The sequence below is a fragment of the Aequorivita sp. CRS11 genome (assembly GCF_059693805.1).
Genome location: NZ_JCATIG010000003.1, coordinates 281432 through 305330 on the forward strand (window position 1 = coordinate 281432; position 23899 = coordinate 305330).

Annotated in this window: 24 protein-coding genes, 2 tRNA genes and 3 pseudogenes; 21 read left to right on the forward strand and 8 right to left on the reverse strand. The window is 32.4% G+C overall.

What is annotated here, in order from left to right; genetic code table 11:
• Nucleotides 1–175 precede the first annotated feature (175 nt).
• From AC58DT_RS07240 to AC58DT_RS07290, 11 genes and pseudogenes are all read left to right on the forward strand, one after another.
• A complete protein-coding gene (locus AC58DT_RS07240) occupies nucleotides 176–763 on the forward strand; it encodes an RNA polymerase sigma factor (protein ID WP_497216204.1) in 588 nt (195 codons plus the stop codon).
• Nucleotides 750–1484 carry a tetratricopeptide repeat protein gene (locus AC58DT_RS07245; RefSeq protein ID WP_497216205.1) on the forward strand — a complete coding sequence of 245 codons (735 nt, stop codon included), beginning with the start codon at nucleotides 750–752 and terminating at the stop codon, nucleotides 1482–1484. Before AC58DT_RS07240 ends, AC58DT_RS07245 begins: the two co-directional genes overlap by 14 nt.
• Nucleotides 1485–1598: 114 nt before the next feature.
• Nucleotides 1599–1672: transfer RNA gene (locus AC58DT_RS07250), tRNA-Asn, on the forward strand.
• Between the two features lie 104 nt (nucleotides 1673–1776).
• Complete coding sequence (locus tag AC58DT_RS07255; protein ID WP_497216206.1) at nucleotides 1777–2661, forward strand: hypothetical protein; 885 nt, start codon at nucleotides 1777–1779, stop codon at nucleotides 2659–2661.
• A gap of 128 nt (nucleotides 2662–2789) precedes the next feature.
• A complete protein-coding gene (locus AC58DT_RS07260) occupies nucleotides 2790–3113 on the forward strand; it encodes a helix-turn-helix transcriptional regulator (protein ID WP_497216207.1) in 324 nt (107 codons plus the stop codon).
• Nucleotides 3107–3997: a hypothetical protein gene (locus AC58DT_RS07265; protein ID WP_497216208.1), complete on the forward strand. Its 891-nt coding sequence runs from the start codon at nucleotides 3107–3109 to the stop codon at nucleotides 3995–3997. The genes AC58DT_RS07260 and AC58DT_RS07265 overlap by 7 nt, the downstream gene beginning before the upstream one ends.
• 63 nt (nucleotides 3998–4060) lie before the next feature.
• A pseudogene (locus AC58DT_RS07270) lies at nucleotides 4061–4321 on the forward strand (Arm DNA-binding domain-containing protein); the annotation flags it as partial.
• 63 nt (nucleotides 4322–4384) lie between these two features.
• Nucleotides 4385–4651, forward strand: a pseudogene (locus AC58DT_RS07275) (phage integrase SAM-like domain-containing protein); the annotation flags it as partial.
• An 81-nt stretch (nucleotides 4652–4732) separates the two neighbouring features.
• Nucleotides 4733–5305 (forward strand): annotated as a pseudogene (locus AC58DT_RS07280) (site-specific integrase); the annotation flags it as partial.
• A 320-nt stretch (nucleotides 5306–5625) separates the two neighbouring features.
• Entirely contained in the window at nucleotides 5626–6489 is an 864-nt protein-coding gene (locus AC58DT_RS07285; RefSeq protein WP_497216209.1) for an AAA family ATPase, read from the forward strand.
• Nucleotides 6490–6547: 58 nt separating this feature from the next.
• A complete protein-coding gene (locus AC58DT_RS07290) occupies nucleotides 6548–7483 on the forward strand; it encodes a DUF3871 family protein (RefSeq protein ID WP_497216210.1) in 936 nt (311 codons plus the stop codon).
• A 33-nt stretch (nucleotides 7484–7516) separates the two neighbouring features.
• Here AC58DT_RS07290 and AC58DT_RS07295 read toward each other — a convergent pair whose 3' ends face one another.
• The 7 genes from AC58DT_RS07295 to AC58DT_RS07325 form a co-directional block, all read right to left on the reverse strand.
• Nucleotides 7517–8656 (reverse strand): hypothetical protein, encoded by a 1140-nt coding sequence (locus AC58DT_RS07295; protein WP_497216211.1) that lies wholly within the window; start codon nucleotides 8654–8656, stop codon nucleotides 7517–7519.
• Nucleotide 8657: 1 nt separating this feature from the next.
• Nucleotides 8658–9596: a GapS4a family protein gene (gene gapS4a, locus AC58DT_RS07300; RefSeq protein ID WP_497216212.1), complete on the reverse strand. Its 939-nt coding sequence runs from the start codon at nucleotides 9594–9596 to the stop codon at nucleotides 8658–8660.
• 70 nt (nucleotides 9597–9666) lie between these two features.
• Nucleotides 9667–10875, reverse strand: coding sequence for a GIY-YIG nuclease family protein (locus AC58DT_RS07305; protein ID WP_497216213.1), 1209 nt, complete (start codon nucleotides 10873–10875; stop codon nucleotides 9667–9669).
• Nucleotides 10868–12823, reverse strand: coding sequence for a DEAD/DEAH box helicase (locus AC58DT_RS07310; protein WP_497216214.1), 1956 nt, complete (start codon nucleotides 12821–12823; stop codon nucleotides 10868–10870). The genes AC58DT_RS07305 and AC58DT_RS07310 overlap by 8 nt, the downstream gene beginning before the upstream one ends.
• 2 nt (nucleotides 12824–12825) lie before the next feature.
• A complete protein-coding gene (locus AC58DT_RS07315) occupies nucleotides 12826–13179 on the reverse strand; it encodes a hypothetical protein (RefSeq protein WP_497216215.1) in 354 nt (117 codons plus the stop codon).
• The gene (locus AC58DT_RS07320) at nucleotides 13180–13887 is read right to left on the reverse strand and encodes a hypothetical protein (RefSeq protein ID WP_497216216.1); all 708 of its coding nucleotides are present in this window, start codon (nucleotides 13885–13887) and stop codon (nucleotides 13180–13182) included.
• A gap of 1 nt (nucleotide 13888) precedes the next feature.
• Entirely contained in the window at nucleotides 13889–16591 is a 2703-nt protein-coding gene (locus AC58DT_RS07325) for a class I SAM-dependent DNA methyltransferase (RefSeq protein WP_497216217.1), read from the reverse strand.
• A gap of 500 nt (nucleotides 16592–17091) precedes the next feature.
• Between AC58DT_RS07325 and AC58DT_RS07330 the strand changes: the two genes are divergently transcribed.
• The 3 genes from AC58DT_RS07330 to AC58DT_RS07340 all read left to right on the forward strand — a co-directional run bounded on the left by AC58DT_RS07330 (nucleotide 17092) and on the right by AC58DT_RS07340 (nucleotide 19170).
• Nucleotides 17092–17490 (forward strand): hypothetical protein, encoded by a 399-nt coding sequence (locus tag AC58DT_RS07330; RefSeq protein WP_497216218.1) that lies wholly within the window; start codon nucleotides 17092–17094, stop codon nucleotides 17488–17490.
• Between the two features lie 76 nt (nucleotides 17491–17566).
• Entirely contained in the window at nucleotides 17567–18001 is a 435-nt protein-coding gene (locus tag AC58DT_RS07335; RefSeq protein WP_497216219.1) for a JAB domain-containing protein, read from the forward strand.
• A 245-nt stretch (nucleotides 18002–18246) separates the two neighbouring features.
• On the forward strand, nucleotides 18247–19170 hold the full coding sequence (locus AC58DT_RS07340; protein WP_497216220.1) for a hypothetical protein: 924 nt from the start codon (nucleotides 18247–18249) through the stop codon (nucleotides 19168–19170).
• Here the strand turns inward: AC58DT_RS07340 and AC58DT_RS07345 are convergent.
• Entirely contained in the window at nucleotides 19167–19391 is a 225-nt protein-coding gene (locus AC58DT_RS07345) for a helix-turn-helix domain-containing protein (protein ID WP_497216221.1), read from the reverse strand. The genes AC58DT_RS07340 and AC58DT_RS07345 overlap by 4 nt on opposite strands.
• An 83-nt stretch (nucleotides 19392–19474) precedes the next feature.
• Here AC58DT_RS07345 and AC58DT_RS07350 point away from each other — a divergent pair, with 83 nt between their 5' ends.
• From AC58DT_RS07350 to AC58DT_RS07380, 7 genes are all read left to right on the forward strand, one after another.
• A complete protein-coding gene (locus tag AC58DT_RS07350; protein WP_497216222.1) occupies nucleotides 19475–19651 on the forward strand; it encodes a hypothetical protein in 177 nt (58 codons plus the stop codon).
• On the forward strand, nucleotides 19648–20052 hold the full coding sequence (locus AC58DT_RS07355) for a hypothetical protein (protein ID WP_497216223.1): 405 nt from the start codon (nucleotides 19648–19650) through the stop codon (nucleotides 20050–20052). Before AC58DT_RS07350 ends, AC58DT_RS07355 begins: the two co-directional genes overlap by 4 nt.
• 13 nt (nucleotides 20053–20065) lie before the next feature.
• Nucleotides 20066–20509: a hypothetical protein gene (locus AC58DT_RS07360; RefSeq protein ID WP_497216224.1), complete on the forward strand. Its 444-nt coding sequence runs from the start codon at nucleotides 20066–20068 to the stop codon at nucleotides 20507–20509.
• A 65-nt stretch (nucleotides 20510–20574) separates the two neighbouring features.
• Nucleotides 20575–20874 carry a hypothetical protein gene (locus tag AC58DT_RS07365; RefSeq protein ID WP_497216225.1) on the forward strand — a complete coding sequence of 100 codons (300 nt, stop codon included), beginning with the start codon at nucleotides 20575–20577 and terminating at the stop codon, nucleotides 20872–20874.
• Nucleotides 20875–21781: 907 nt separating this feature from the next.
• A complete protein-coding gene (locus AC58DT_RS07370; protein WP_497216226.1) occupies nucleotides 21782–22765 on the forward strand; it encodes a DNA topoisomerase IB in 984 nt (327 codons plus the stop codon).
• A gap of 75 nt (nucleotides 22766–22840) precedes the next feature.
• Nucleotides 22841–22912, forward strand: a tRNA-Arg gene (locus AC58DT_RS07375).
• 110 nt (nucleotides 22913–23022) lie between these two features.
• Nucleotides 23023–23898, forward strand: coding sequence for an SdiA-regulated domain-containing protein (locus tag AC58DT_RS07380; protein ID WP_497216227.1), 876 nt, complete (start codon nucleotides 23023–23025; stop codon nucleotides 23896–23898).
• Nucleotide 23899 lies beyond the last annotated feature (1 nt).

Sequence of the window (23899 nt, forward strand, 5' to 3'; positions counted from 1 at the left end):
TCTCCTTTTCGATGTGTTTTTAGAATGGCAAAATCAATTTTTAGGCTTTTTGTACAATAATAGGGAAACGAAACTGTTCATTTAAACGAAAAAATACAGCTATTTACCTTAAGTTGCTCAAAAAACAAAAAACGATTACAGATAAATTGTATCTTTCTGTATTGTTTTATAATCCATGCAGAAGCAAAGTATCCAAAAATCAATCAATTTGCCATTTAATAGCACCGTAGTACTCATTAAACAAAATGATGCTACCACATTAAAAAATTTATATAAAACTAACTTTGCGAAAGTGAAGCGTTACGTACTAAAAAACAGCGGCGACGAGCAGCAGGCAAAAGATGTTTACCAAGAAGCGTTTATAGCTATGTGGCGAAACATTAAAAACGATAGGTTTACTGCCGAAAGCGAAAACGCCATCAACGGATATATTTTTCAGATTGCAAAATATAAATGGCTGGACCACGTACGTTCCGTAAAATATAAGAATACCACCTTTATAAATCGCGACATAGAGTATGACGAGCCCGACATTGAGATTGGCGAGGTGACAAATAAAAAAATTAAATTACTAATGGATTGCATCGACAATCTTAGCGAACGCTGCCAAACTTTGCTGAAACTCTTTTATTTTCAAAGGAAGCCATATAAAGAAATCGCACAAATACTATCGATGGATGAAGCTTCTGCGCGCAACGCAAAATACCGTTGCCAGGAGCAATTAAAAAAAATGATACAAACAATCCCCAATGGACCCAAATGATCAAATAGAAAACAACCAAGAAAATGCGGAACTTATTGATGCATATTTGTTGGGAAAATTAGATACCGATGAGCTTGCCGAGTTCGAAGAGCGAATGAATCTATTTCCGGATTTTCGCCAAATGGTGAAAGAACAAAAAGCACTAATGCAAAGTGTAGAGGAAAGCAATTTAAAAAACTCGCTTGACGATTTTCATTCAGAAATAAAAGATGAGCCTGAAAAGAAAGGGATGTCGCGCGGGTGGTTGGCACTGGCAGCTTCTTTTTTGGTTTTAATTGGTGTTAGTACCTGGGCTATTTTTAATAGTGGTAATTCACCCGAAAAAGTATTTGCGGCAAATTTTAAACCAGATCCGGGCCTTCCCACCACTATGGGCACTTCTTCAGATTACGATTTTTATTACGGAATGGTAAACTACAAGCGCAAGGAATACGACGAGGCCATAAACAGATGGGAGCACCTTTATGCTGCCAATCCTGAAAATGATACAGTAATATATTTTCTTGGAGTTGCAAATTTAGCCAATGGCAACCCCCGACAAGCCGAGAAATATTTACAGTTGGCAAAAAACAAAACCAATAGTGTTTTTTATGAAGAAGTAAGGCACTATTTGGCACTTTCCCTTTTAAAAGGAAATAAAGTAGAAGAGGCCAAGACGGTTCTTGAAAATAGTGAATCATCTTCAAATATTGTACTCCTCAAAGAAATAAACGACCTGTAATTTTTTGCTTTTCAGAAATTATTTTTGGGCAATTGGCAACAAAGTTGATAAAGTTTCATTTTTTATTTTGACGGAATTAAAAAATAGGTATATTTGCAACCGCTAAAGCAAAATTCCTCCTTAGCTCAGTTGGTTAGAGCATCTGACTGTTAATCAGAGGGTCCTTGGTTCGAGCCCAAGAGGAGGAGCTTAACAATAGCAAGCCATTCAAGAAATTGAGTGGCTTTTGTTTTTTAGGTGGGTCAAACATAGGTCAAACATTGTATCTTAGTATTTCCAATTTCTATTATAAATGACCCCTAACCCACAAGCTGAAATTCTCTCCTATTTTCAAAACTTACTTGAATCAAACAAATTGTCATTTTTTAAAAATGAGGCTATTACTAAAATTCAAGAATTATATGGAAGCCAAGTTGAATTTGTAGACCCAAAAAAGGGTATTATTAAATATGAAAAGGTTTTTTATGACCAAGCTACAGATGGACCTATTGAAGCTATTGTGACTTACAACTTTGCACAAGAATTTCCCAAAGAAGTTTTTAAGGAAGTCCAAATTGCAAAAGAGAAAATTGATGCAACAGTGTTTGATATCAATAAGGCTGGTAATAATGCACAAGAATTTTTAAATACTCAAGCAAAGCTCTTAAGGAGCTTAATAGAAAAATCTAAGGTTGTATATCCCAAGCTTAAATTTATTGAAACCAATTTACTGGAGCTACTCACCTATTTAATAGATAAGTATTCACTAAGTGAATCTTTTAAAAAGCAAGCTCAGATTAATCTTCCTAAGACATCATTTTTTAACATCAAGCCAGAAACAAGGGTGCCAATACTCAAACAGATTTATGAGGTTGCAATAGAACTCGGAATATTTGATAATGAAGAAGTAACCATAGAAACCTTTATAAATGTTTTATGTGGAGACCCTGTGAATACAACTGATTTTTTAAAATTTAGTTGTGATAATGAATTAGCTGTCCATTTTATATATTCTCTTCAACCATTATTTTTTGATTTTACAGTTTCTAAAATTGATAAGTCCCAATCCTTTTTTAATAAACAGAGAAAATTATTGAACCAGGCTGATTTAGATAATGCTCATACAAGAATCAAAAAAAAGAATTCTCCAAAAATAAAAAGATTAGACAGACACCTTTCCAAAATTTTAAAGTCCTAGATTCTTATCTAATACTTTATCTAACACTTCATCTAACACCCCTCTAACACTAATGGTTTGAGGTTTTTTTTATGCTCTAAGTTTGTCTCAATATTAATTGAATGTCCGGACATTCCTAAATCTTAAAGATGATGGAAAACATTCAAAAAATTGAATTTTCAAATGAGCAAATAGAAGCAATTAAAAAAGAGTTGGCAGAAATAGTAAAGCCATCAAAGGAATTTATGACCCTTGAAGAAATAGCAGATTACTTGAGTATATCAAAATCTGCTGTTTACAAATTAACCAGTAAAAAGGAAATCCCTTTTTATATACCTGGGGGCAAGAAAATCTACTTCAAAAAAGAAGAGGTAGATGATTGGATTGAAAGAAGCAGGGTAGCTACAGATGAGGAAACCATTCAGCAACTGGAAGGTGGGCTTTATAACTCAAAAAAGCCTGAGTTATGGTAGACTACATCAAGATATACTATCAGGACAAATCTAGGTTTGAATCCTTTGTATGCAATCCAGAAAATTTTGAAGAAGTAGATGCCATTTTAGGGCTCCACTCTGGAAGAATTAAATATCCATATTGTACTGAGTTCAGTGGTATGGAAGTCAGGGTTACCAGTAAACACGGATATGTAAGAAACTCAATCCACAAGGCTTATAATGACTATACAATTGGGGAAAACCATAACTACAATGATTTTGGTTATTCCAAAATTTGCAAGGCAATTGATTATATAAGCAGTAAGCTTGTGGATGTTGACAGAGTTAAGTTAACCCAACTGGAATTTGGGATTAATATTGAAACTCCAGTATCAGCTAGTGATATTATTAGGCAAAACGTGCTTATGCATAAGTTGAAAGGACCAAATCATAATAGGCTTTTTAATGGTATGGGAGAGCTAAAACAATTTGATTATCACAACCATTTTATTAAGATTTATGACAAGGCAAAACAGTATAGGCTAAATTACAACTTGCTGAGGTTTGAGGTAAAATTTATTAAAGCCAAGGAATTTCAAAAACTGGGAATATTTCATTTACCAGATTTAAAAAACAAACTCCTATTAAGAAAATTGTTCCTAAACCTGATGTTGAGGTTTGAAGAAATGACAATAATTGATAATTATGCTGATAGAGACATTTCCCCAGCAGATTTAAACAAATTGTGCAGATATAACAATCCGAACTATTGGGAACAAGGGATAGCACACCTAACCCCTCAAACTAAAATGAGACACAGCAGGGATTATTTGAGGTTACTACAAAAGTATGACCTATTGAAAACTAAAGTCCTTCTACAGAAACTCTTACTGAAGAAATTCATTTATCTCATCAACAACTAATTTAGAGTGATGTAATCCCTTCTTTTTATATAGGGAATATATCACTATCCAAAAAACAAAATTATGGCAAGTATAAACATCTTACTAAGGAATAAACCAAACAACAAAGGAGAATGCCCCATTGTAATGCGTATTGTAAGGGATAGGAAGTCCAAAATTATTTCATTGGGAATAGCTGCAAAGAAACAGGATTGGGACTCTAAAACAAATAAGTTTAAGAAGACACACCCCAATTGGAACCAACGCAATAGAATCCTATTGGAACTAGAGCAAAAAGCCCTTAAAATCATTGATGAATTTATCTCAGCTGAAGTAGATTTTACCCTCGAACAATTTGAAGAACAATTCAGAGGAGTAAAAAGAGGTAAAAAGACAGTGGCAGAATTTTGGGAAGAAAAGATAGCTGACTTAATCAAAATGGGCAGGACAGGGAATGCCAGGGCTTATAGGGATGCTTACACCTCATTTTTCAAATTCCATAAAAGCAAGTCATTAAAATTCAATCAACTTAATGCAGATTTGCTTTTCAAATATGAAACGTACTTAAGGGCTAAGGGCAATCAAGATGGAGGTATAGGGGTTAAGATGCGCGAAATTAGAGCATTGTTTAATGATGCTATTAAGAAAGGTGTTACCAATGAAAGATACTATCCCTTTAAGATATATAAAGTGTCTAGATTGAAGGGGAAAAATATCAAGAAAGCATTGAAAAGAGAGGAAATAAGGCTATTGGAAGAACTTGACACAAGCAACCTTCCCCATCTAATCAATTCCCACAATTATATGGTTTTTAGCTATTATACAGGAGGGATGAATTTCGTGGATATGATGAAACTGCAATGGTCCAATATCCAAGGGGAAAGAATCCTTTACAAAAGGTCCAAAACCAAAGGAAGATTTTCTATTAAGATATTACCACCAGTACAAAAAGTGTTGGATTACTATAAAGCCCAGGGAAGTTTGACAGAGTATATTTTTCCAATTTTGTTACGTAATGATTTAACCCCAATGCAGATTGAGAACAGAAAGAACAAGTGCCTAAAGAAGTTTAATGGTGATTTAAAGGATATCGCAAAATTGCAAGGGATTAAAACCAATGTAACGAGTTATACCATAAGGCACAGTTTTGCCACCAATTTGAAATATGCAGGAATATCAACAGATATTATTGGTGAAACTATGGGGCACCAAAATGTAAATGTAACAAGAGCCTATTTGAAGGAATTTGAAGATGAGGTTTTGGACAATGCTATGGAAAAACTGTTAGAGGAACCCTTGGAAACCTATTCTTATAAAATAGCAAATTAGAGCTTCCAGATACTTTCACAAAAGTTTTCCCCTCCTCTTTTACAATACACCTCCCCTTTCAAAATTCTAAATTTTAACAACGCAGGAGCTTTGGACGAGGAACTACATTGTAGTTAGGTTTATGTAGCTGAATAGATGCACAAAGCTAACTAAAAAATATGACATTTCCTAATAAATATGAGGGTTGAGAGCATTTTAAAGCTAATAGCCTTTTTGAAAAAATACATTAAAAAAAAGCATTTTACTACTTCAGTAAGATGCTTTTTCAGTTTAATCTGAAACCTATTTCAATTCAATATAAACCTTTAAAATTTTAAATTATGAACTTAAGACAATCAGAAAGAAAAAGAGCCAAAATCAAAATGGCTTTACAGGGGAGTGCTGGAGCAGGTAAAACCTATTCAGCTTTACTCCTTGCAAAAGGACTTACAAATGGAGACTTTTCAAAAGTAGCTATCATAGATAGTGAAAATGGAAGTGCAGATTTGTATGCCCATTTGGGACAGTATAATGTGCTTTCCTTAACCCCACCATTTACACCAGAAAACTATGTAAAAGCTATTGAGATATGCGAGAAAGCAGGAATGGAAGTAATAATAATTGATTCCATTTCCCAATGTTGGGATGAGCTTTTGGATTTCCATTCTAAGCTAGCTGGAAATTCATTCACGAATTGGGCTAAGGTAACCCCAAGACAAAAAACCTTTGTGGATAAAATCCTTCAAGCCAATGCTCATATAATAGCCACAATGAGAACCAAGCAGGATTATGTATTAAATCAGAAGGATGGCAAGTATATTCCTGAGAAAGTAGGATTAAAGGCTGTTCAGAGAGATGGTGTAGACTATGAGTTTACTCTAGTATTTGACATAGATGCCAAACATTTTGCTGTTTCAAGTAAGGACAGGACAAACCTATTTTCTGGAAAACCGGAATTCATTATAAGCGCAGCTACAGGAAGAAAGATTTTGGAATGGTGCAACAATGGAACTAGTCTGGAAGATGTAAGGAAGCAAATCAAAGAGTGTAAGGATATAGAGCAATTGAGGGCTTTATACCAAAGGCACTATACTATGAAGGACTTGGAGGAGGATTTCCAATTACAGAAGGAAACCATACTTTCAAAAAAACAATTGTTAAACCCTGAAAAAATATCAAGCAATGGAACAACAAATCATTCCTAAAAACCCTTTAGCTCTAGTGCCAGTTGCACCTCAACAGAGGGAAGAATATAGAAGGCAAATGCCTTCAGTACCAAAAAAGCTAAATCCCTTTATTGAGGCTAATACCAAAAGTGTAAGCCTTCCCCATTTGCAAAATGATTGTATCATTCCTGTTTTTAGCAAGGATAATGAAAGAACCATTAGCCATCAGGAATTTATAGAGGTAGCACAAAATTGTGTAGGCAAAGTGTTTTCAAATCATAACATAGATGAACCAGAGATACGCATTAGCCATCAGATTAAAGGTAGAACTCCAAGTGCCATCCATAAGTCAGTTAAAGACTTATTGGACCACGAAAAGACTATCTATTATGAAAGGATGGCTTTTATAATTCGTGTGCCTAGTATTATGGAAACTATCAATGGAAATGCTGTTGCCCTTACAATAGGTGGAGTACGTGCATACAATCAGGAGAATCTTTACAATAAAAAGTCTGTAGAGAAATTCAAGGTGTTCATTGGGTTCCAAAATATGGTATGCTGTAATCTGTGCATTAGTACAGATGGGTACTCTGCTGAAATGAGGGTAGGAAGTATGCAGGAATTGGCAGGAAAGGTTATGGAGCTAATCCAGAACTATGATGCTGGCAAGCATTTAAGAGAGATGGAAGAGCTAACCCAATATAACCTGACTGAAAGCCAATTTGCACAGTTAATTGGAAAATCAAGGTTGTATAACTATTTGCCCAAGGAACAAAAGGCTGAGGTTCCTCCATTACTTCTTAATGATGGGCAGGTGACAACCATTGCAAAGGACTATTATCAAGATGAAAGATTTTGTAAAAATACAGAAGGTAACATTAACCTTTGGAATGTTTATAATCTATTCACCTCAGCTAATAAGAGCAGTTATATTGACACCTTCAGTGATAGAAATGTAAATGCTTTTGAATTTGCAAATGGATTGGCACAAACTCTCAATGGTGATTCTAACTACCATTGGTTTTTGAGTTGAGTGAGGCCACCCTACTTAATTGTGGGGTGGTTTCTAATCTTTTTTTAAGGAATTGTATTGGAATGTTTTATGATTATCCACCTCTTGAAATATAGACTTTTCAATTTTAGTTTTCTTTGCAAATGCCCTGTAATTTCTATCTACAGAAATTTTCCCAATATAAAATTGAAATTCAGCATTTTCACTTTCATTAGAATTAAAATCAGGAAAAGCAAATTCAAGTTCGCAAATACCATTGCCTTCACTGTGAACAAATTCATACTGAACAATGATTGATAATAACCATATAGAATCTCTATATTTTTGTTTTGATAAAAGCATATGCTTTTGTAAGGACTTTCCTTTCAAATTTAAATTTTCAATATTCTTTAAGAATTCTCTTGCATCTTCGGGAATTTCCTCCTCTGGATCAGGGGATACAGTAATATCAACAATTTTTTTAAATTTTAGGAAACCTATATCATCCATAAATTTCATAAAAAATATAAATCTATTTATATTACTGAAGTGACCAAACATTATTCTTTCATAGCTGTCTTCTTTGTTTACTGTACCTATTTCTTTAAAATGTTTTTCTAATTTTAATTCTAACGAGTTAACTAGGTCTTGCGTTCCTTTAGAAGTATAAGTTTTGGTGCTACGCAAATGTAAATGACCATCATCTTTAAGCTCAATAATTAAACTGCCCTCATATTGCTTTTTTTTACTATTTATAGTTTCAATATTCGAATGTTCTTCAATTTTAAATTTAAGTTCTACTTTGTCAGTTCTACTATCAATTGGAACAAAACTTGGCACCCCAATTAGCTCAAATCCTGGGTTATATTTATATCTTTCATTAAGAATTTTATGAAGGTCTATTTCAGGTAAGTTTGCTAAAATATTTTTACTTCCTTGCCAAGGTATCTGGGTGGTCCTATATTTAAATCTTTCAATTTTAAATTTCTGTAATTCTCTAATTTCATCATATTCTTTAGGGCTTAGAAGACTTCTCATTAATGGTGGAATAGTATCTTCCTTGGTATATTTAGATAGAAAAATACCCTTAGATTTTATTACAGCTTTTAAATTATAATCTGTTAGTTCAGGCTTTACTAACATTGTCCTTAGAATTTCACCATTTGGCAGGTGAAACTCATAGTCTTTACTTGGCTTGTTTATTTCTTTTGTCATATTATAAATTTCTAAAATCTGCTTCTTGTCCTTCAATACTTATTAGTTTTGTAAAAATCTGGTCATCAAAATATGATTTAACTTTAGAAACTATATCTTGGTGGTCTTGATAATTATAATCAGGAAAAGTAATTGTTATCTGTTGTGAAGCTTGCAGTTTATCAAAATTTTTAGCTAAGCTCATAACTTGAATTAAAGCCTCTTCAGAAATACCTTCCCTACAAGCTAAATGGAATATTGTCGAGCCGTTCTTTTCATATCTTAATGGCAATATTCCATATGCGAAAAATTCCATAGGCATAATTTTTCCAAAATTCTCATTATGTTGAGCATTATAATTTAATCCAGTAGAAGGATAAACAAACTGATATGAATCGTCACTTAATAATTTTATTCTCTCTAAACTTTGAAGGATAAACTGTAGCCTCGCACTATCCACAATAATAATTTCATCAAATTGTAATTGTAATGATTCAAGTTGGGATTTGGAAAGCTCATCTAAAATGTCACTTGTTTTTGAATCATTATGGCTGGAAAACCAAAATAGAACCCCAATTATTCTGGTTCTTTTTACATTTTTAGCATTACTTTGTATTTCAGTGATAATTGGTGAAAATTTGAAACATTCGATGCCTGTAGCTATGTCGATAAAATATTTTTTGAATGTTCCTCGAGGGTATTTTGGATATGGATTTTTTGAATGTTTTACTGATATGAAGCCAAACTCTAAAGTTTCTTCATCCAAAGGTGTTCTATAATGTACCAGACCATCTATACCGTGAGTACTGGGATTGTTATCTCTTAATACATGGTGCTCCTCTTTATTTATACAATTAATATTGATATTCTCTCTGTAATTAGGAAACCCCAAAAAGTCTTTAAATAAGGTATCTATAATTTTTTCCCCATCTTTTCCAATTTTACTTGATAATTCCCCCATTTAATTTTTTTTTAATATTATAATAATAAATGTAAATTTTCTGAAATCTTTTTTGTCATCTAAAATAAAACTATTTCAAAGCTATAGTTTTACTATTAGTATCATATTTATAATTCAATATATTTTCATTTAGGATTAACTGAACAGCTTCCTCTATTACTTTAAAAGGAACAACAAACCATTCTCTAGGGTTAATTCTTTGCCCTTGGACATTAGTGAACTCAATATCTAAACAGGCACTTGCAAAGAATCTATGCAAGAGCATTTCTAACCTATCTGCATTTCTATTATAAACTTTGTAAGTGGCTACCTTATGTACATCAGAGAAAAAGTAAGTAGCTTCATTTTTAGCATTTTTTATTCTATCATCAACAGATGCACTAGAAAAACCTATTTTGTATAAATCTTTTATTTTTGAAATTTCTGAATGTGTAGATTTGGATTTCAGAATATAAATCCAACCAGTTTGAACATCTTCTTCTTTAACTAACCCGGTATTAACAAATAATTCATTTTCACTCTCCTCAATAGTGTTAGTTACTAGCTTCCCGCTTTTTTGTATTTGTTTACCTAAAGACCTATAAAGCATATTGCTATATGTACCATTCTCAAAAATTGTTTTAGTTCTCCCTTCTAGCCTAACTCTATTTCCAGATTTTAGTTCCACTTCAGATTCTTCAAGACTTGCAGCCTCTAAATAAAGAAGAATGCCATCCATAATATAATAGTTTCCTATATGAAGATTTTTTTCAATGTTTTTAAATGGTTTAATAGTTCTTTTACCTTCTTTAATTTCTTTATGCACCTTTTGAAACATTGCTTCATAAGGCTTAAAGTCTTTCTCTTTTAAGGGTTTTCTTTGAGCAACAAAGTCTGTCTCTGCTCTATTTTCTTTATTAGGAATATGTTTATATTTAAAAATAGAAAGGTCCTTATCAGTATCTAACAAGCCTAAATCATCATCATTCAATATTTCATCTAAGCTTAGCTTATCCATTTCTACATACCCTAGCAAATTATGTCTATCAAAAGGCTTAACTACTTTTTTCTTTGTCTCATCCTGCCTAAAATTTTTAAGTTTTGCCAATAAGCCATATTCTGTCATAGTTGAGGTGCTAGGCTCTCTGTGGTTTTTGTCAAAAAAAGTATTTATCTCTTCAAATGAATCAATAAGCCTATCCTCTTCAGATTTTATATTTGAAGTTTTTGCTTTTGAATCTAACAATCCAAATTCATCATCATTAAAGATGTCATCTAATGTTGGCTTCTTTTTACTCATTTAACATTTTTTGACGTTTCAATTCTCTTAAATATACAATGGCTTCTGCCATCCTTTTTTCTTTATAATCAAAAGCTTGTAGGTTTGGCTGTTCACCAGTTTTAGCAATAAACTCTTTTATCTTTGGCCATAACAAAATAGCCTCTTCCTCTGTCATTTCAATTTTGATAGATTGTATATGTTCATCAATCAATCTAAGGGTTTGAGCAGTAACAGATTTAGATAATATTTCAAAAGCTTTTTGAAATGGATTTACTGCATCAATAAGGTCAATATGAATATCATCTATATTAATAAAGCTATTCGCAGTTCTTATAAATTTTTTCCCTCCTTGTTCTTCTATGGTGCTGTTTTTTATTACAGAATCTACTACTACATGTTGTCTTACAGCCTCAACATCATCCTCATCTAAATCTGGATAAACCTCCCTGATTATTTTTGGAATGAGTATGGTATTTATAGTTTCTGGGTCTAGATTTCCAGGCATTGCTTTAAGCATTTGGTCATCTTGTAATATTCTAGCCTTTAAGTCATTTAAATCAGTTTCAATAATATCTTTAGCTCTTTTAGAAGTGGGTAATTTAAACCCTCTTATTCTAATAGTGTTCTCATCATCCTCACTTTCATCTTCATCGTCTCTTTTCAATTTAAAATTAAAGTTTGGAGCTAAAACCTGTTCCATTAACAAAGAAGCTGTAATAGCTTTTAGCATATTATTCACCGCTACCTTTACATCATCATTTTCTGCCTCTGGTTCTGCTACTAAATTGGTAAATTGAGCGTGGGTTTTATTATTGCTATCTCTGGTTGCTCTACCAATAATTTGTATAATTTCAGTCAATGAACCTCTATAACCAATAGTTAAAGCGTGCTCACAGTATGGCCAGTCAAAACCTTCCTTTGCCATACCTAGAGCAATTATAATATCTATATCATCAGGAGATTTAATCTCTCTTAAATAACTCGCTATTTTCTCTCTGGATTTTGGGTCATCGTTTACTAAATCTGCTACTTTAAGTATCTTATTAGCTTTTTTACTTTTTATATATAAAACACCAGTTTTTTCATCTTGATATTCAATTGTTCCAATAGCATCAATAATATGTCCAACCTCTTCATACTTTTCTTTTGAAGATTCTGCCGAATTAACGCTAGGTATATGGATTATTGTTTTTTTATCTAGGTCTAGAATTTCTTCTAAAGCAGAAATATCTTTGTCAAATGGTTTTTTAAAATATCTGCCTGTATAAAAATGATAGCCAATACCTAAAGATTTTAAAAATTCATAACCATTTAGCTGTTGATAATAATTGTAGGTTATTTTAGTGAATTTCGCTTCATCTTCTGGCATTAATACAGGAATATTATCACCTCTAAAATAAGAGCCTGTCATAGCAATGATATGTGCATTGGATTTAGCCATAATACTTTTCAAGACCTCTCCCAATCTATTATCCAATTCAGCAGAAACGTGATGAAATTCATCTATAGCTATTAAAGTATTGTCCAACTTCTTTTCATCCAATCCTTGAAAAGCAAAACGTAAAGTAGCGTGAGTGCATATTAAAATCTTTTCATCTGAATCTAAAAATTCTAAAAAGGCAGTTACTTTACTTTTTTCTGGACCAGGTGTACATAGATTATATCTAGGATTGGGATTCCAATCTGTATAAAAGCCATATTTTTTTAATTTTGTAGTTCCAAAGGAAGCACCAATAGCCTTTTCTGGAACAGCTACAATTACTTTTTTGATGCCTTGTTTATTTAGTTTTTCTAAAGCAATAAACATTAAGGCTCTGGATTTACCAGAAGCTGGTGGAGCTTTGATTAATAAATACTGTGCAGTATTGGCAGCAAATGCTTTTTCTTGCATTTCACGCATACCTAAAGCATTTGTTTTTTTGCTGTTTCCAGTTTGTTGATATTGTACATTTACTAAATCTGGCATAATTAATCTTTAAATTCCTTTACTAATTTCAATTCTATAATACAGGTATAAATTTCTCCATCTTCAACCCACTTGCCTATTAAAATTGCTTGAGAAGGATTATCATAAAGAGACATATTTACTGAACCTTTAAACTTTTTATCATCAATATATTTGAAAGAACCGGCAAAAGAAATTCCATCACTTGTCTTTAATTTTATTTCACTATCAGGATAATCATTGGGGTTTGTATGGTCAATTTTAAATATTCCATCCTTTAGAATTGCTCTTCTAATATTTGCCTTTGACACTCCATCAGCATCTTCTTGTTTGTAATATCCACTTATCCAAAAGATTTCTCCAATATATCTTTTCATCTATCTTGTATAAATTAATTTATAATAATTGGGTTTGGTTTTAGGTAATTTAGTAACTATGTTTTTTAAATCATTTTGCAAATACAAATAGTCATAATAAAAATCTTCAATTCCATATTTTAGATGTTCTTCAGTTAGTATAGTATCCAATGTAACATTTGGAAATTCTTTTTGTAACTGAGCTAAATAGTATTCTTTTTCATACCTAAGCTCCTTTGCAAATTCTCTCAACGTTATTTCACTTTTTAGAAAAACTCTTTTTAATTTTAATAAATGATAATGTGAGTCTGGATGCTTTTTTATTTTAGTTAAACCTTTTTTTGGCTTTATTTGTTCAAGAATATTAGCTTGATAATTTTTATTTTTCCAATTGGAAATTGATAATTTTATTTTTTTTTCTAAAGCCTTTTTTTTCTGAACATTGTTTTTTCCTTTTTTCTTCTTTATGCCCTGTTTAATAGGTTTTTTTGAATGGCTTATATTTGATTTTGATACATTGAAATCTAAAACATTCATAATGTTTTTTGGACCATTATAAATATCTTCTCCAAAATGATTTTCAAGCTTTTTAAATAAAAAAAGTAATTTGTTTTTATCCTTTAAATTATATTTTAAACAGTATTTGAGTTTAAATTCGTCAAATTGAACTTTTGTAATTTTAGATTGATTTAAAAATGTTTCTATGTCGTCTTTAAAACCAAAATCCATTTTATGCTTTTTTTATCTTTCTTGTTTTCTTCTGTTTGGCAAATAGTGTGTCTTTTTTTGTCATTTCCTCATAGAATTTAAAAAGGTATTCTAATCTATCTGTATCATTTTTAAATTCTTGTATTCTATAACATTGTTCAATAGCCTTATCTAGCTCTTGATGAGCATTCTTTAATCCTTTTGGCATAGTATCTGGATTGTATAACCAAGCAATTGTTTTACCAGTGTGTTTAGCTCTCTCATCCAGAATATCAAAGACATATTGATTTAATATCTCTTTTTGTTTATTGTTAATATCCGGGAATGGAAAAGTATTGTAACACAATTTAGCTGAATATCTTAACCTCTCTTCTAATTTACCTCCAACAGCTCTCACCCAGACCATATGCATTCTACTTGTTAATACAGAGAACAACCAAGGCTTTGCTCTATAAACTGCCATAGCCGAATTTGATATTACTGTGTTTTCATCTAAAAACCCAATTGGAATATAATCCCTTCTTTCTGATGTTGTTGCTGGAATTATTATAGAGTCCGTTTTTTCGTGAGCTGAGAAATAATAATGATTGGGAGTTTTAGCTTTTTCTCTGGTACTCTTTTCTGTACTTTTTTCCCTATGAATTTTCACTTTTTCAAGTCTATTTTTTATTTCATTGATTTTTATGGCTTCCTCTAACTCATTGTCATCTATCCAAAGTGTATATCTCTTATCCCCTCTAATGAAATCCGCCCCACCCATATAGTTTTTAATCCATTTTTCTGCTTGCTTATATTTTTTTATCAATTCTTCTTTTTCTTCTTCATTTAAAAGCAGATTTCCTCCATCATTTGGCATATTTCCAAATCGCATTTCAGGAAATGAAGAAAGTGGTTTACTCCTACCAAATACAACAATATTGGATGCATCAATTAAATAAGGATTTATATTTTTAGCTTCTTTTTTAAACTTATTTATATATAAGTATTTGCTTTTATTGGATACATTTCTCAGCCCAACAATAATTACTGTCACACCAGCATTTCCTTTAGCATTATTAGTCCATTTGAAGGATTGGTGCGCAAAGTCTATTTCAATTTGGCCAGAAAGTACTCTGCACCAAGTTGATGCGACTTGGTCTCCTTGACATAAAGAATTTGTTGATACAAATGCGCATTTAGCATTAAAACTATTAATGTAATTGGCGCCCTTAAAAAACCAGGCAGATATATAGTCCAAACTTTTATACTTTGTTCTAAACACAAGTTTTAAATCATCTTTTTGCTCTTGATGTTGCTTTCTGCTACCATAATATGGAGGATTACCAATTATATAAACCTCATCAGCTAAATCTATTGGGCAGACAACTTCCCAATCTTTTCTGAGAGCATTTCCTTGAATAATTTTTCCTGCTTCCTTTAAAGGTAATATGGGTTCAGATTTACCATAATCAAATAGCTGTTCTTCAAATATCCTGTTCATTTGATGCTCTGCCAACCATAGTGCCAGTATTGCCATTTCGTGAGCAAAATCATCTAGCTCAATACCATAAAATTGGGATAAGCGAATTTGTGTAAATACAATTTCAGGATTAGGGGTTAAGTCTATTATCTGCTTTAAAATTTTCATTTCTAAAACCCTTATTTCCTTGTAAGTTATAATTAAGAAGTTGCCACTACCACAGGCAGGGTCAAAAAATTTAATTTTTGATATTCTATTAATTAACCTTCTTAATTCTGTAATATTATTTTCGTTTTTCTCAAAGTCTGCATAAAATTCATCTAAAAATAGAGGCTTGATAAGCTTTAGAATATTAGGAACAGAAGTATAATGCATTCCTAAATCACTACGGTAGTCATCTATAACTACAGCCTGAATCATAGAGCCAAAAATATCTGGGTTTATATCCTTCCAGTCTAAATCTCCTAGTTCTACTAATACTTTTCTAGCCTTAAATGAAAATATAGGGGAATCAATAGGGTCTTTGAATAAACCTCCATTAACATAGGGGAATTTTGTTAAGTAATCTGGAAATCCATTTGACTTTTGTGTATTTAATCTTTTAAATAGGAGATTTAAAAAAATATGAGTGTCCTTGCCATTTGTGTTGGTGTGTTGGGCTAAGGTATTAGTGAAGATACTTTCTTCTTCAAATATTTCTGTATCCTCAGCAAAAAAGCAGAATAATAAACGAGATAAGAATATGTTGAGGTTGTGAATACTCTCTTTTGATTTATAGATTTCGGGATTTTCCTCTCTTAAATAATCATAAAGCAAAGCCATTTTATAGGCTGCATCTCTATCAGCTTTATTATCGTTGCTTGAATTATAAACCTCACTGCCAGCAAGAGGTAAGAAAAAATCGAAATGATTTGCTAGCTCAGTTAATTTAATATCTAAACTTCTACCCTTTTTTAAATCTTTACCTACAATTTGTTTAAAATCAGTAAGTATTGCAAATCTTGGCTTGTGCTTTAAGATTCTATCCTCTTTTGTAAGACTGTCAATAGAACTTAAAAGTTTGTCAGGTGCTTCAGTTTTAAAGAATATTTTTTTTTTGTAAAGAACCTCTCCATCTACTTTAGACAAATTAAAATCACCTTTTTTTAATCTTGTAGTTACAGATTTTGAAGTTCCATAAGCAATTAATAAATCATAGATAAAATCTTCTTTAGAAAAATTGTTGAGAAGTGTTTCAATATTCTTCTGTATTTCTTTTGAATTCATTTGCTTATTAATTACTTAAACTTCAAAGTTTAAAAATAGCCATTTTATTATGTTTTTTTAACAGAAAAAATTTATAAAAATTTCAGTCTTTTCAATATTACATATACGCGAGTGTCCTTATAAACACCCCCTGGTCTTTTCCAAAAGGGAAGCACTCCCCATCTAATACCAATAGTTGCCTTTTTTTTGGGCAGGGATATTATAATGTAAACTGATAAGCAATCTAGGACATTAAAATTGATATAAATTCAAACTTAAATTCAATTGGTTCAGATGTTTTGAGTACTACTAAACATTCTTGCAGTTTTAAAATTGGATGGCTCAATCCACCCCCTCACTCACACCCAAGCAAGCCTCACTAAATACCCTTGCCAATGTGTGCAGATTAAACCAATCTGTACCTGATATTATTTTGACAATATTCAATCCAAGGTGATAGTTGAGGTTGAGCAGTCGTGTCAATTTATTCAGGTTTTATATCAACTTAAAAATTTTATACAATGGTTAGAATTATTGGATTTAAACAAAGAGAAAAAGAGGATGGTACACCATTCTTCATTTTGGAACTTCAAGGAGGTATTGAAATGGTAAAAAGCCAAGAAACCTCTCAATTTTATGCCACAGCTAAAAAGGCATTTATTACCAGCACTTTTGATGAGCAGACCTGTAAAGCTCTAATTGGAACTGAAATGCCTGGTTCCATAGCCAAACAGGAAGTAGAACCTTATACCTATGTGGTTAAGGAAACTGGTGAAGAACTTATCCTACATCATAGATATGTGTATGTTCCAGATAATGGGCAGGGCACTCAAGATGATGAGCTAGCAGACCAATTAAAGGGAGATACTTCTGTATTTTCCAGAAATGGAGTTTCACAATTTGCTGAACAGGCAATTTAATTTTAAATCTGTCCCTTTTTGACTTTTTACTATATAGGTGCTGGGTCATTTTGGGACGGATTTTAGTTTTCAAGTTATGAAAGTATCAGAAATTAAAGTGTCCTATTCCAATACAGGAGGTAAGAAGATTAAGGTCAATAATAGTGACACAGCTAGGCAGGTAGCTTTGTCCCATTGGGATATGAGCATAATAGAGTTTCAAGAAGAAGTGAAGGTAATATTGATGAATAGAGCCAATGTGGTGTTAGGAATTTATGAATTAAGTAAAGGAGGCAGTTCAGGTTCAGTAGTGGACATAAAGATTATTCTTAGTGTAGCACTTAAAACCCATTCTTCCTCACTTATAATAGTACATAACCATCCATCTGGGAATTTACAGCCAAGTGAAACAGACAAGAGATTGACCAAAAGGTTGAAAAGTGCCTGTGAAGTGGTTGACTTGGTATTATTGGACCACTTAATTGTTACAAAAGAATCCTTTTACAGTTTTAAGGACAATGATTTATTGTAATTACCTGCACTTGTGAATGTGCACTAAAAGTACCAAAAAGGGCTAATCATCAATCTATACCTTCAGTAGTAGATATAATATTATAGCCAAAACTGATTGTTAGGTTATGCTATTAGCCCTTTAAATTAATTTTTCAATGGAATACTTATCTAATCTAGATTGGTGGGGTAAGTTACTGGCTGTACTTACCTAATAGCTAAAATGGTATTTGAAAAATTATTAAATTGCCTTAAACATTTACACTTGTGGCAATAATTACAAAATATGTATTTGAGAAGTTGGTAAATAATATCAATACTGAGGATATACTCAAGAATTGGACACAAGAAAAATTTGAAAAAGAAGTATATGATAAATACAATTTGTACTATTTTTTTAACAATTTAGAAAAGAGCAGATTATACATCTACAAAAATCTTTTACAGAATAAAAATTTATCAGTATATACTTTTATAGAAGAGCAAGCAGATTCCAGACATTTTGTTTTTTTAACTGGGGGAAAACATAAGTATCACCTAGATTTCAAATGTCCCTCCATTAAAGCAAAGTATAATTATTTTATTGTTACTCCTGAAATTGAAGGTGAAAGAGAAGATTTGTTGGAAACATATCGCGGATGGTTTAAAACAATGAAATTTAGAGAGCAATATGAAGAGGGAAAAATTTCGAATGGCACTATTCTAAGTTCATATAATAAAGTATTTGCCAAAACACATTCTTTAAAAAAACTAAATGATTTTAATTTCGTAGAGGAATCTAAACTTTCTGGGCTTGGCTACACTACTGAGTATTTTGATTTAAATGATTTTGAAATTAAAATGCAACAGTTAATCAATGATAGAGCTCTGTTGTGCAATAATAAGACTATGAGAGCTATTGCTCGATTAGATTATCTACTATATAAAGAGGAAGAAAGGGCTATTGAAATATTTAAGGAAAGAGCCATAAAGTCAGAAAGTTTTACAGAATCATTTTTAGAAAATTATGGATTTGTAAACCTAAAAAAATTTTGGAAACAACATTTATCTATTAAGCATCAAATTGCGGAGCTATTAAAATCATATTTTAGATGGACCTACAATTTTAATGATTTAGCATTTGATTATATTGAATTAGAAGACTTTGGATTAGTTTGTTGTAAATATTGCGAAAAACTTAGACCAGTTTAATTAACTAGTACTAACTTATCTAATGAAACTTCCAGTGCTTCTGCAATCCTATGTAGAGTATAAATGGTTGGATTAGTCCTTCCAGATTCTATTCTTGAAATATTTGTAGTATCAATTGTGCCTTTTATTTTTCCAGCCAAATCAACCTGTGAGTAGCCTTTTGAGATTCTAATTTCCTGTACTCTTTTACCTATAATTTTCAGTAAATCACCTTTTTCCATTCTTGACATATTTGACAAGTCAAGGAATGGGTTATATTTGTTTTGTTTAATGTCATATATGGCAAGTTTTAAAATCTATTTTTATGAATACAATTAAAAAAATAGGGTTTTCCCTAGTAGTAATAATTATTGCATTGATATTTCAATCTATTTTAAGCCAAAATGGAGGTACATCTTCTGCTGGCATTAGATTAATACCTGGAGCTATACTTATATTAGGATTAATAATTGTGTGGACACGCAAAAATCAAAAAGTATGACTTACATTATAGTTGCAATTATTGGATTTATAGCTTTTTATCTTTTTTCAAGGAACAAAGAAGAAAAAACTACTTTAGAGCAAGAGACTTTTGGGAAAAAGTTTAAAATATTAGTTGATACCCTTGGAAATAATCTTTGGGGTGGACAACAGTTTATTTTGATGAAAAAAAGTGATAGGCAATATTTTATTCAAAAAAGTAAATTACCAGATAATGAAAGCCATATTTATATTGTTTATAGACCAAATACATTGAATCTGGATTTTTATGAAAAAGTTGCAGGAATAACTGTCAAATACTCTAAAACTTATAATATTTCTATTTCCACTTCAGAAAAGCAAGCAGAAATAGCCAAAGATTTTGCAACAAATGTTAGGCTATTTGGAAAGATGGAATATTGATGAACATTGCAGAATGAATTTAGAAGAAATAAATAATTTCCTAAATGAACAAAAAAATTACTTTTTAGAAGTTGCGCAAACAAATGAATGCAGAAAATGGTCAAAATGGATAGCTAGCAATGAAACACCTTTTACCTGTGTATGCCCTGTCAGAAATGAAGATTGCATATTTGCAGAAACCTATTATAAGTTAGCCCAAGTAGCTTCATTAGCTAATTTTGAAAAGGATTGTGAAGAATCAGTCTTGGATTTTCAGATAATTAAGGATGATGATACTTTGTTGAAAGATTGGATAGAACACTTTGAAGACCTGTACTTAAAGATTTCCAGTTTTAAAAATACTATCACAATTACAATTTCCCCAGAGCCTTATGAAAAGCTGAAAATCAATATTAATTTTCCAACTGTTGTTGAAGATTTTAAAGCTATATATTCTGAAACTATGGAGAACACTTAAAACTAATTAATTATTAACCCGCCTAACCACCAAATTAATAGGTGGTTTTTTTATACCCATTAATTATGAAAACAGATTTTATACCCTTTAAGATTGGGATGGAGTATGAAAATTGGGAGTTTGATTTAGAGCCAGTAGAAAATACTTTGGAATATGACAAATACATCTACTTCAAAAATGATATTACTACACTATTTGGATTTAAAGTATCAAGGATATTTCTGTATTTTAGTTGGGATATTTTGGTTAAGGTTGAAATCTATATCTTTGCCAAAACATTAGGGGAAAAATCAAAAATTCCCAAAAAGTTCATAGTTCAACGGGTGGATGCAAATACTATCAAATTAAGTTTGGGTCAAACATAGGTCAAACATTTGGGGATAATATGTGTAAATATCTGAAAAGTTGGGAAAGATGTAATCCTTGAAAAGCCCTATGGATACTAAGATTAGCTAAAAAATGAAAAAAAGTGAAAAACCTTTTTTTCGGTCTGTTAATCAGAGGGTCCTTGGTTCGAGCCCAAGAGGAGGAGCAAAACAGACCAGTCTTTAATTAGGCTGGTTTTTTTGTTTTAGGTTAAGTGTATCGGGCGAGAAGTTTATCCTGAGTAAGCGACCCTAGGAACGCATCGAAGGAAGCCCAAGAGGAGGCGCAAAAAGCCCAGCAGTTATGTTGGGCTTTTTTTGCTTTTTATATCGAATATCGTATATACATATTGCATTCAGAAAAATTGTCCTCGTTCTATATTGGTTACACTTCTACACCTATTGGCATTCGAGATGCATATCAAAAAAATGAAGAGTTCAACCTACATAGGAAATCAGAAAAGAAACCAGAGAGAGTCCAGAGGTTACTGGACAGATACGTAAAACAATATGTAAATTAACACAACTATCTGTTAATCAACCCCTATAACTATTAATGAAACTTATCAGGGCCATGGGATAATCAAAAAATAAATAGTAAATTACGTTTTTCCCTTGACTTTGGCAGCCGTAGTTGCGTATATTAGCACCACTGCACTGGTGTTGGCAATTCCTTTTCTTCATCCAACCCAACCTTTCTATGCCGACCGTATGCCGACTCTATGCCGATTCTATGCCGACTCTATGCCGATTGTATGCCGACCCTAAGGCGACTATAAGTTATGGATATTCCATAGGTACTCCCACGCTATTACATACTTATCACAGGGAAATCCTTTCTTAATAGATTCTTAAAGAGTTAAATACTGAAATGGATTTCTCTTAATTTTAAAACCAAAAAATTGCCATGTACAAAAGAAAAAAACACGGTAGAGGCTTTACTTATAAAGATGAAAAGGGTAAAACCATCAGAGATAAAGAAACTCGCAATTGGATAAAGTCCCTCGTCATCCCGCCGGCTTGGACTGATGTAGAAATAAGTGAAGACCAAAACGCAGACCTTTTGGTCACAGGCAGGGATGACAAGGACCGCAAACAATACATTTATCACCCTAAATACACCGAGCGACAAAATGCCAAAAAATTCGATCGGATTATAGATTTTGCCAACCAATTGGAGCATATGCGGCGTGTTACCGGCCAGCATTTACGCAAACGAAAGCTAAATCGTGAAAAAGTCTTGGCCACAATGGTCCGCCTCTTGGAATCGGCTTTTTTTCGGCCGGGCAGTGAGGCGTATTCCAAAGAAAACGCAACCTACGGCTTAACCACCATGCGCAGTAAGCACCTTACCATAAACGGCAATGAGCTCATATTTTCCTACAACGGAAAATCTGGGCAAGAACAGGAAAAGCACGTGGTTGATAAAAAACTCGCTAAAATTGTTCAAGAAATTGATGATATGCCAGGTTATGAGATTTTTAAATACCTTGATGAGGAAAACAATATTATAGATGTAAAGAGCGATGACCTAAATAGCTACATACAAGAAGTAATGGGGGAAGAATTTTCTTCAAAAGATTTTAGAACCTGGGCAGGTACAATGATTGCCGCCATTGCTCTGGATGAGCTCGGGGTAGTTGAAGAGGAAGATCAAAAATTATTGGACAAGAATATTAAAGAAGCCGTAAACAGGGTCTCTGAAACCTTGGGCAACACTCCCGCCGTGGCGCGAAGCAGCTATATTGACCCTCGCGTAATTGAGGATTATACCGAAGGCCGCACTTTAAGGTATTTCAAAAAGGAAATAACCCAATTGCTTAAAAAAGCAGAAAATTTGTCAAAAGAAGAAATTGGAGTACTATGCATGCTTCGCAATCGCCTAAAGTAGAAATAGTGTATGGCTACTGATTAAATTACTTTCAGCAATCATCTTAAAATAGTTAAATTTGGGGATTTACACTATGGCCTCATAGTTCAATGGATAGAATAGAAGTTTCCTAAACTTTAGATCCAAGTTCGATTCTTGGTGAGGCTACAACAATATTTGTCTGCTCCAACTCAAAACAGCGAATCAATTTTTTTATAAAAATTTTAAGGAACACCAATTATTATTTCATTTAATTTATGTGCTTATACTGAAAAATCATGAATGAAAACAGACTTGCTTTTATAATAATTGTTGGGGTTCTCGCTTTTGTAGGAATTCTATGGTACGCTTTTGAAAATCCTGCGCTTAATCCCCGTTTGGAAAACGAAAGCTATACTATTGTACGAAAGTGGGATATGCCCATAGAATTAAATGAAATTTCTGGTATAAGGTGGATTTCCGAAGATAAAATTGCTGCCGTGCAGGACGAAGAAGGAATAATTTTTATATATAATTTAAAAACGAACCTTGTTGAAAAAAAAATATCCTTTGGGAAATCTGGCGACTATGAAGCAATAACCACCACAGACAGCACTGCATATGTTATGGAAAGCAGCGGCCTTCTCTTTGAAGTTGAAAATTACCTCAGTAACAATTTTGAAACAATCGAATATCAACTCCCCTTCTCTGGAAGAAATAATATGGAATCGGTAGTGGCCGATACATCCAACAATCGCTTACTTTTCGCGGTAAAGGACATTGACCCCAATAGTAAAGATTATAAGGGAATTTATTCTTTTGACCTCGAAACCAAAAAATCCAATTCCTTGCCAGTATTGAAAATTCCTTTGGACGCCCCAATTTTTAAATCAAAAGATGCAGATGACGATATAGACCTCTTTTCAAATTTTTTCCCTTCAGACATTGCTATTCACCCAAAAACAGGGCATTTCTATGTTTTGGAAGGAAAAAATCCGCAAGTGTTGATAATGGACAGCAACGGGAAGCTTCTAAAATTGCATAAGTTGTATGAGGAGTCATTTCCCCAGCCTGAGGGAATTACTTTCGCCTCAGATGGCACCCTATACATTTCAAACGAAGGAAAAAGTGGAACCGCTAATATTTTGGAAGTAATATTTGACGAGGATAAATAAT

Bases quoted from the DNA above. Each gene is read 5' to 3' on its own strand.
- AC58DT_RS07240 (WP_497216204.1), top strand. From the start codon at position 176: ATGCAGAAGCAAAGTATCCAAAAATCAATCAATTTGCCATTTAATAGC.
- AC58DT_RS07305 (WP_497216213.1), bottom strand. From the start codon at position 10,875: ATGAGTAAAAAGAAGCCAACATTAGATGACATCTTTAATGATGATGAA.
- AC58DT_RS07315 (WP_497216215.1), bottom strand. From the start codon at position 13,179: ATGAAAAGATATATTGGAGAAATCTTTTGGATAAGTGGATATTACAAA.
- AC58DT_RS07295 (WP_497216211.1), bottom strand. From the start codon at position 8,656: ATGACAAAAGAAATAAACAAGCCAAGTAAAGACTATGAGTTTCACCTG.
- AC58DT_RS07345 (WP_497216221.1), bottom strand. From the start codon at position 19,391: ATGGAAAAAGGTGATTTACTGAAAATTATAGGTAAAAGAGTACAGGAA.
- AC58DT_RS07325 (WP_497216217.1), bottom strand. From the start codon at position 16,591: ATGAATTCAAAAGAAATACAGAAGAATATTGAAACACTTCTCAACAAT.
- AC58DT_RS07365 (WP_497216225.1), top strand. From the start codon at position 20,575: ATGAAAACAGATTTTATACCCTTTAAGATTGGGATGGAGTATGAAAAT.
- AC58DT_RS07285 (WP_497216209.1), top strand. From the start codon at position 5,626: ATGAACTTAAGACAATCAGAAAGAAAAAGAGCCAAAATCAAAATGGCT.
- AC58DT_RS07350 (WP_497216222.1), top strand. From the start codon at position 19,475: ATGAATACAATTAAAAAAATAGGGTTTTCCCTAGTAGTAATAATTATT.
- AC58DT_RS07260 (WP_497216207.1), top strand. From the start codon at position 2,790: ATGATGGAAAACATTCAAAAAATTGAATTTTCAAATGAGCAAATAGAA.
- AC58DT_RS07265 (WP_497216208.1), top strand. From the start codon at position 3,107: ATGGTAGACTACATCAAGATATACTATCAGGACAAATCTAGGTTTGAA.
- AC58DT_RS07380 (WP_497216227.1), top strand. From the start codon at position 23,023: ATGAATGAAAACAGACTTGCTTTTATAATAATTGTTGGGGTTCTCGCT.
- gapS4a (WP_497216212.1), bottom strand. From the start codon at position 9,596: ATGGGGGAATTATCAAGTAAAATTGGAAAAGATGGGGAAAAAATTATA.
- AC58DT_RS07355 (WP_497216223.1), top strand. From the start codon at position 19,648: ATGACTTACATTATAGTTGCAATTATTGGATTTATAGCTTTTTATCTT.
- AC58DT_RS07255 (WP_497216206.1), top strand. From the start codon at position 1,777: ATGACCCCTAACCCACAAGCTGAAATTCTCTCCTATTTTCAAAACTTA.
- AC58DT_RS07370 (WP_497216226.1), top strand. From the start codon at position 21,782: ATGTACAAAAGAAAAAAACACGGTAGAGGCTTTACTTATAAAGATGAA.
- AC58DT_RS07335 (WP_497216219.1), top strand. From the start codon at position 17,567: ATGAAAGTATCAGAAATTAAAGTGTCCTATTCCAATACAGGAGGTAAG.
- AC58DT_RS07290 (WP_497216210.1), top strand. From the start codon at position 6,548: ATGCCTTCAGTACCAAAAAAGCTAAATCCCTTTATTGAGGCTAATACC.
- AC58DT_RS07320 (WP_497216216.1), bottom strand. From the start codon at position 13,887: ATGGATTTTGGTTTTAAAGACGACATAGAAACATTTTTAAATCAATCT.
- AC58DT_RS07360 (WP_497216224.1), top strand. From the start codon at position 20,066: ATGAATTTAGAAGAAATAAATAATTTCCTAAATGAACAAAAAAATTAC.
- AC58DT_RS07245 (WP_497216205.1), top strand. From the start codon at position 750: ATGGACCCAAATGATCAAATAGAAAACAACCAAGAAAATGCGGAACTT.
- AC58DT_RS07330 (WP_497216218.1), top strand. From the start codon at position 17,092: ATGGTTAGAATTATTGGATTTAAACAAAGAGAAAAAGAGGATGGTACA.
- AC58DT_RS07310 (WP_497216214.1), bottom strand. From the start codon at position 12,823: ATGCCAGATTTAGTAAATGTACAATATCAACAAACTGGAAACAGCAAA.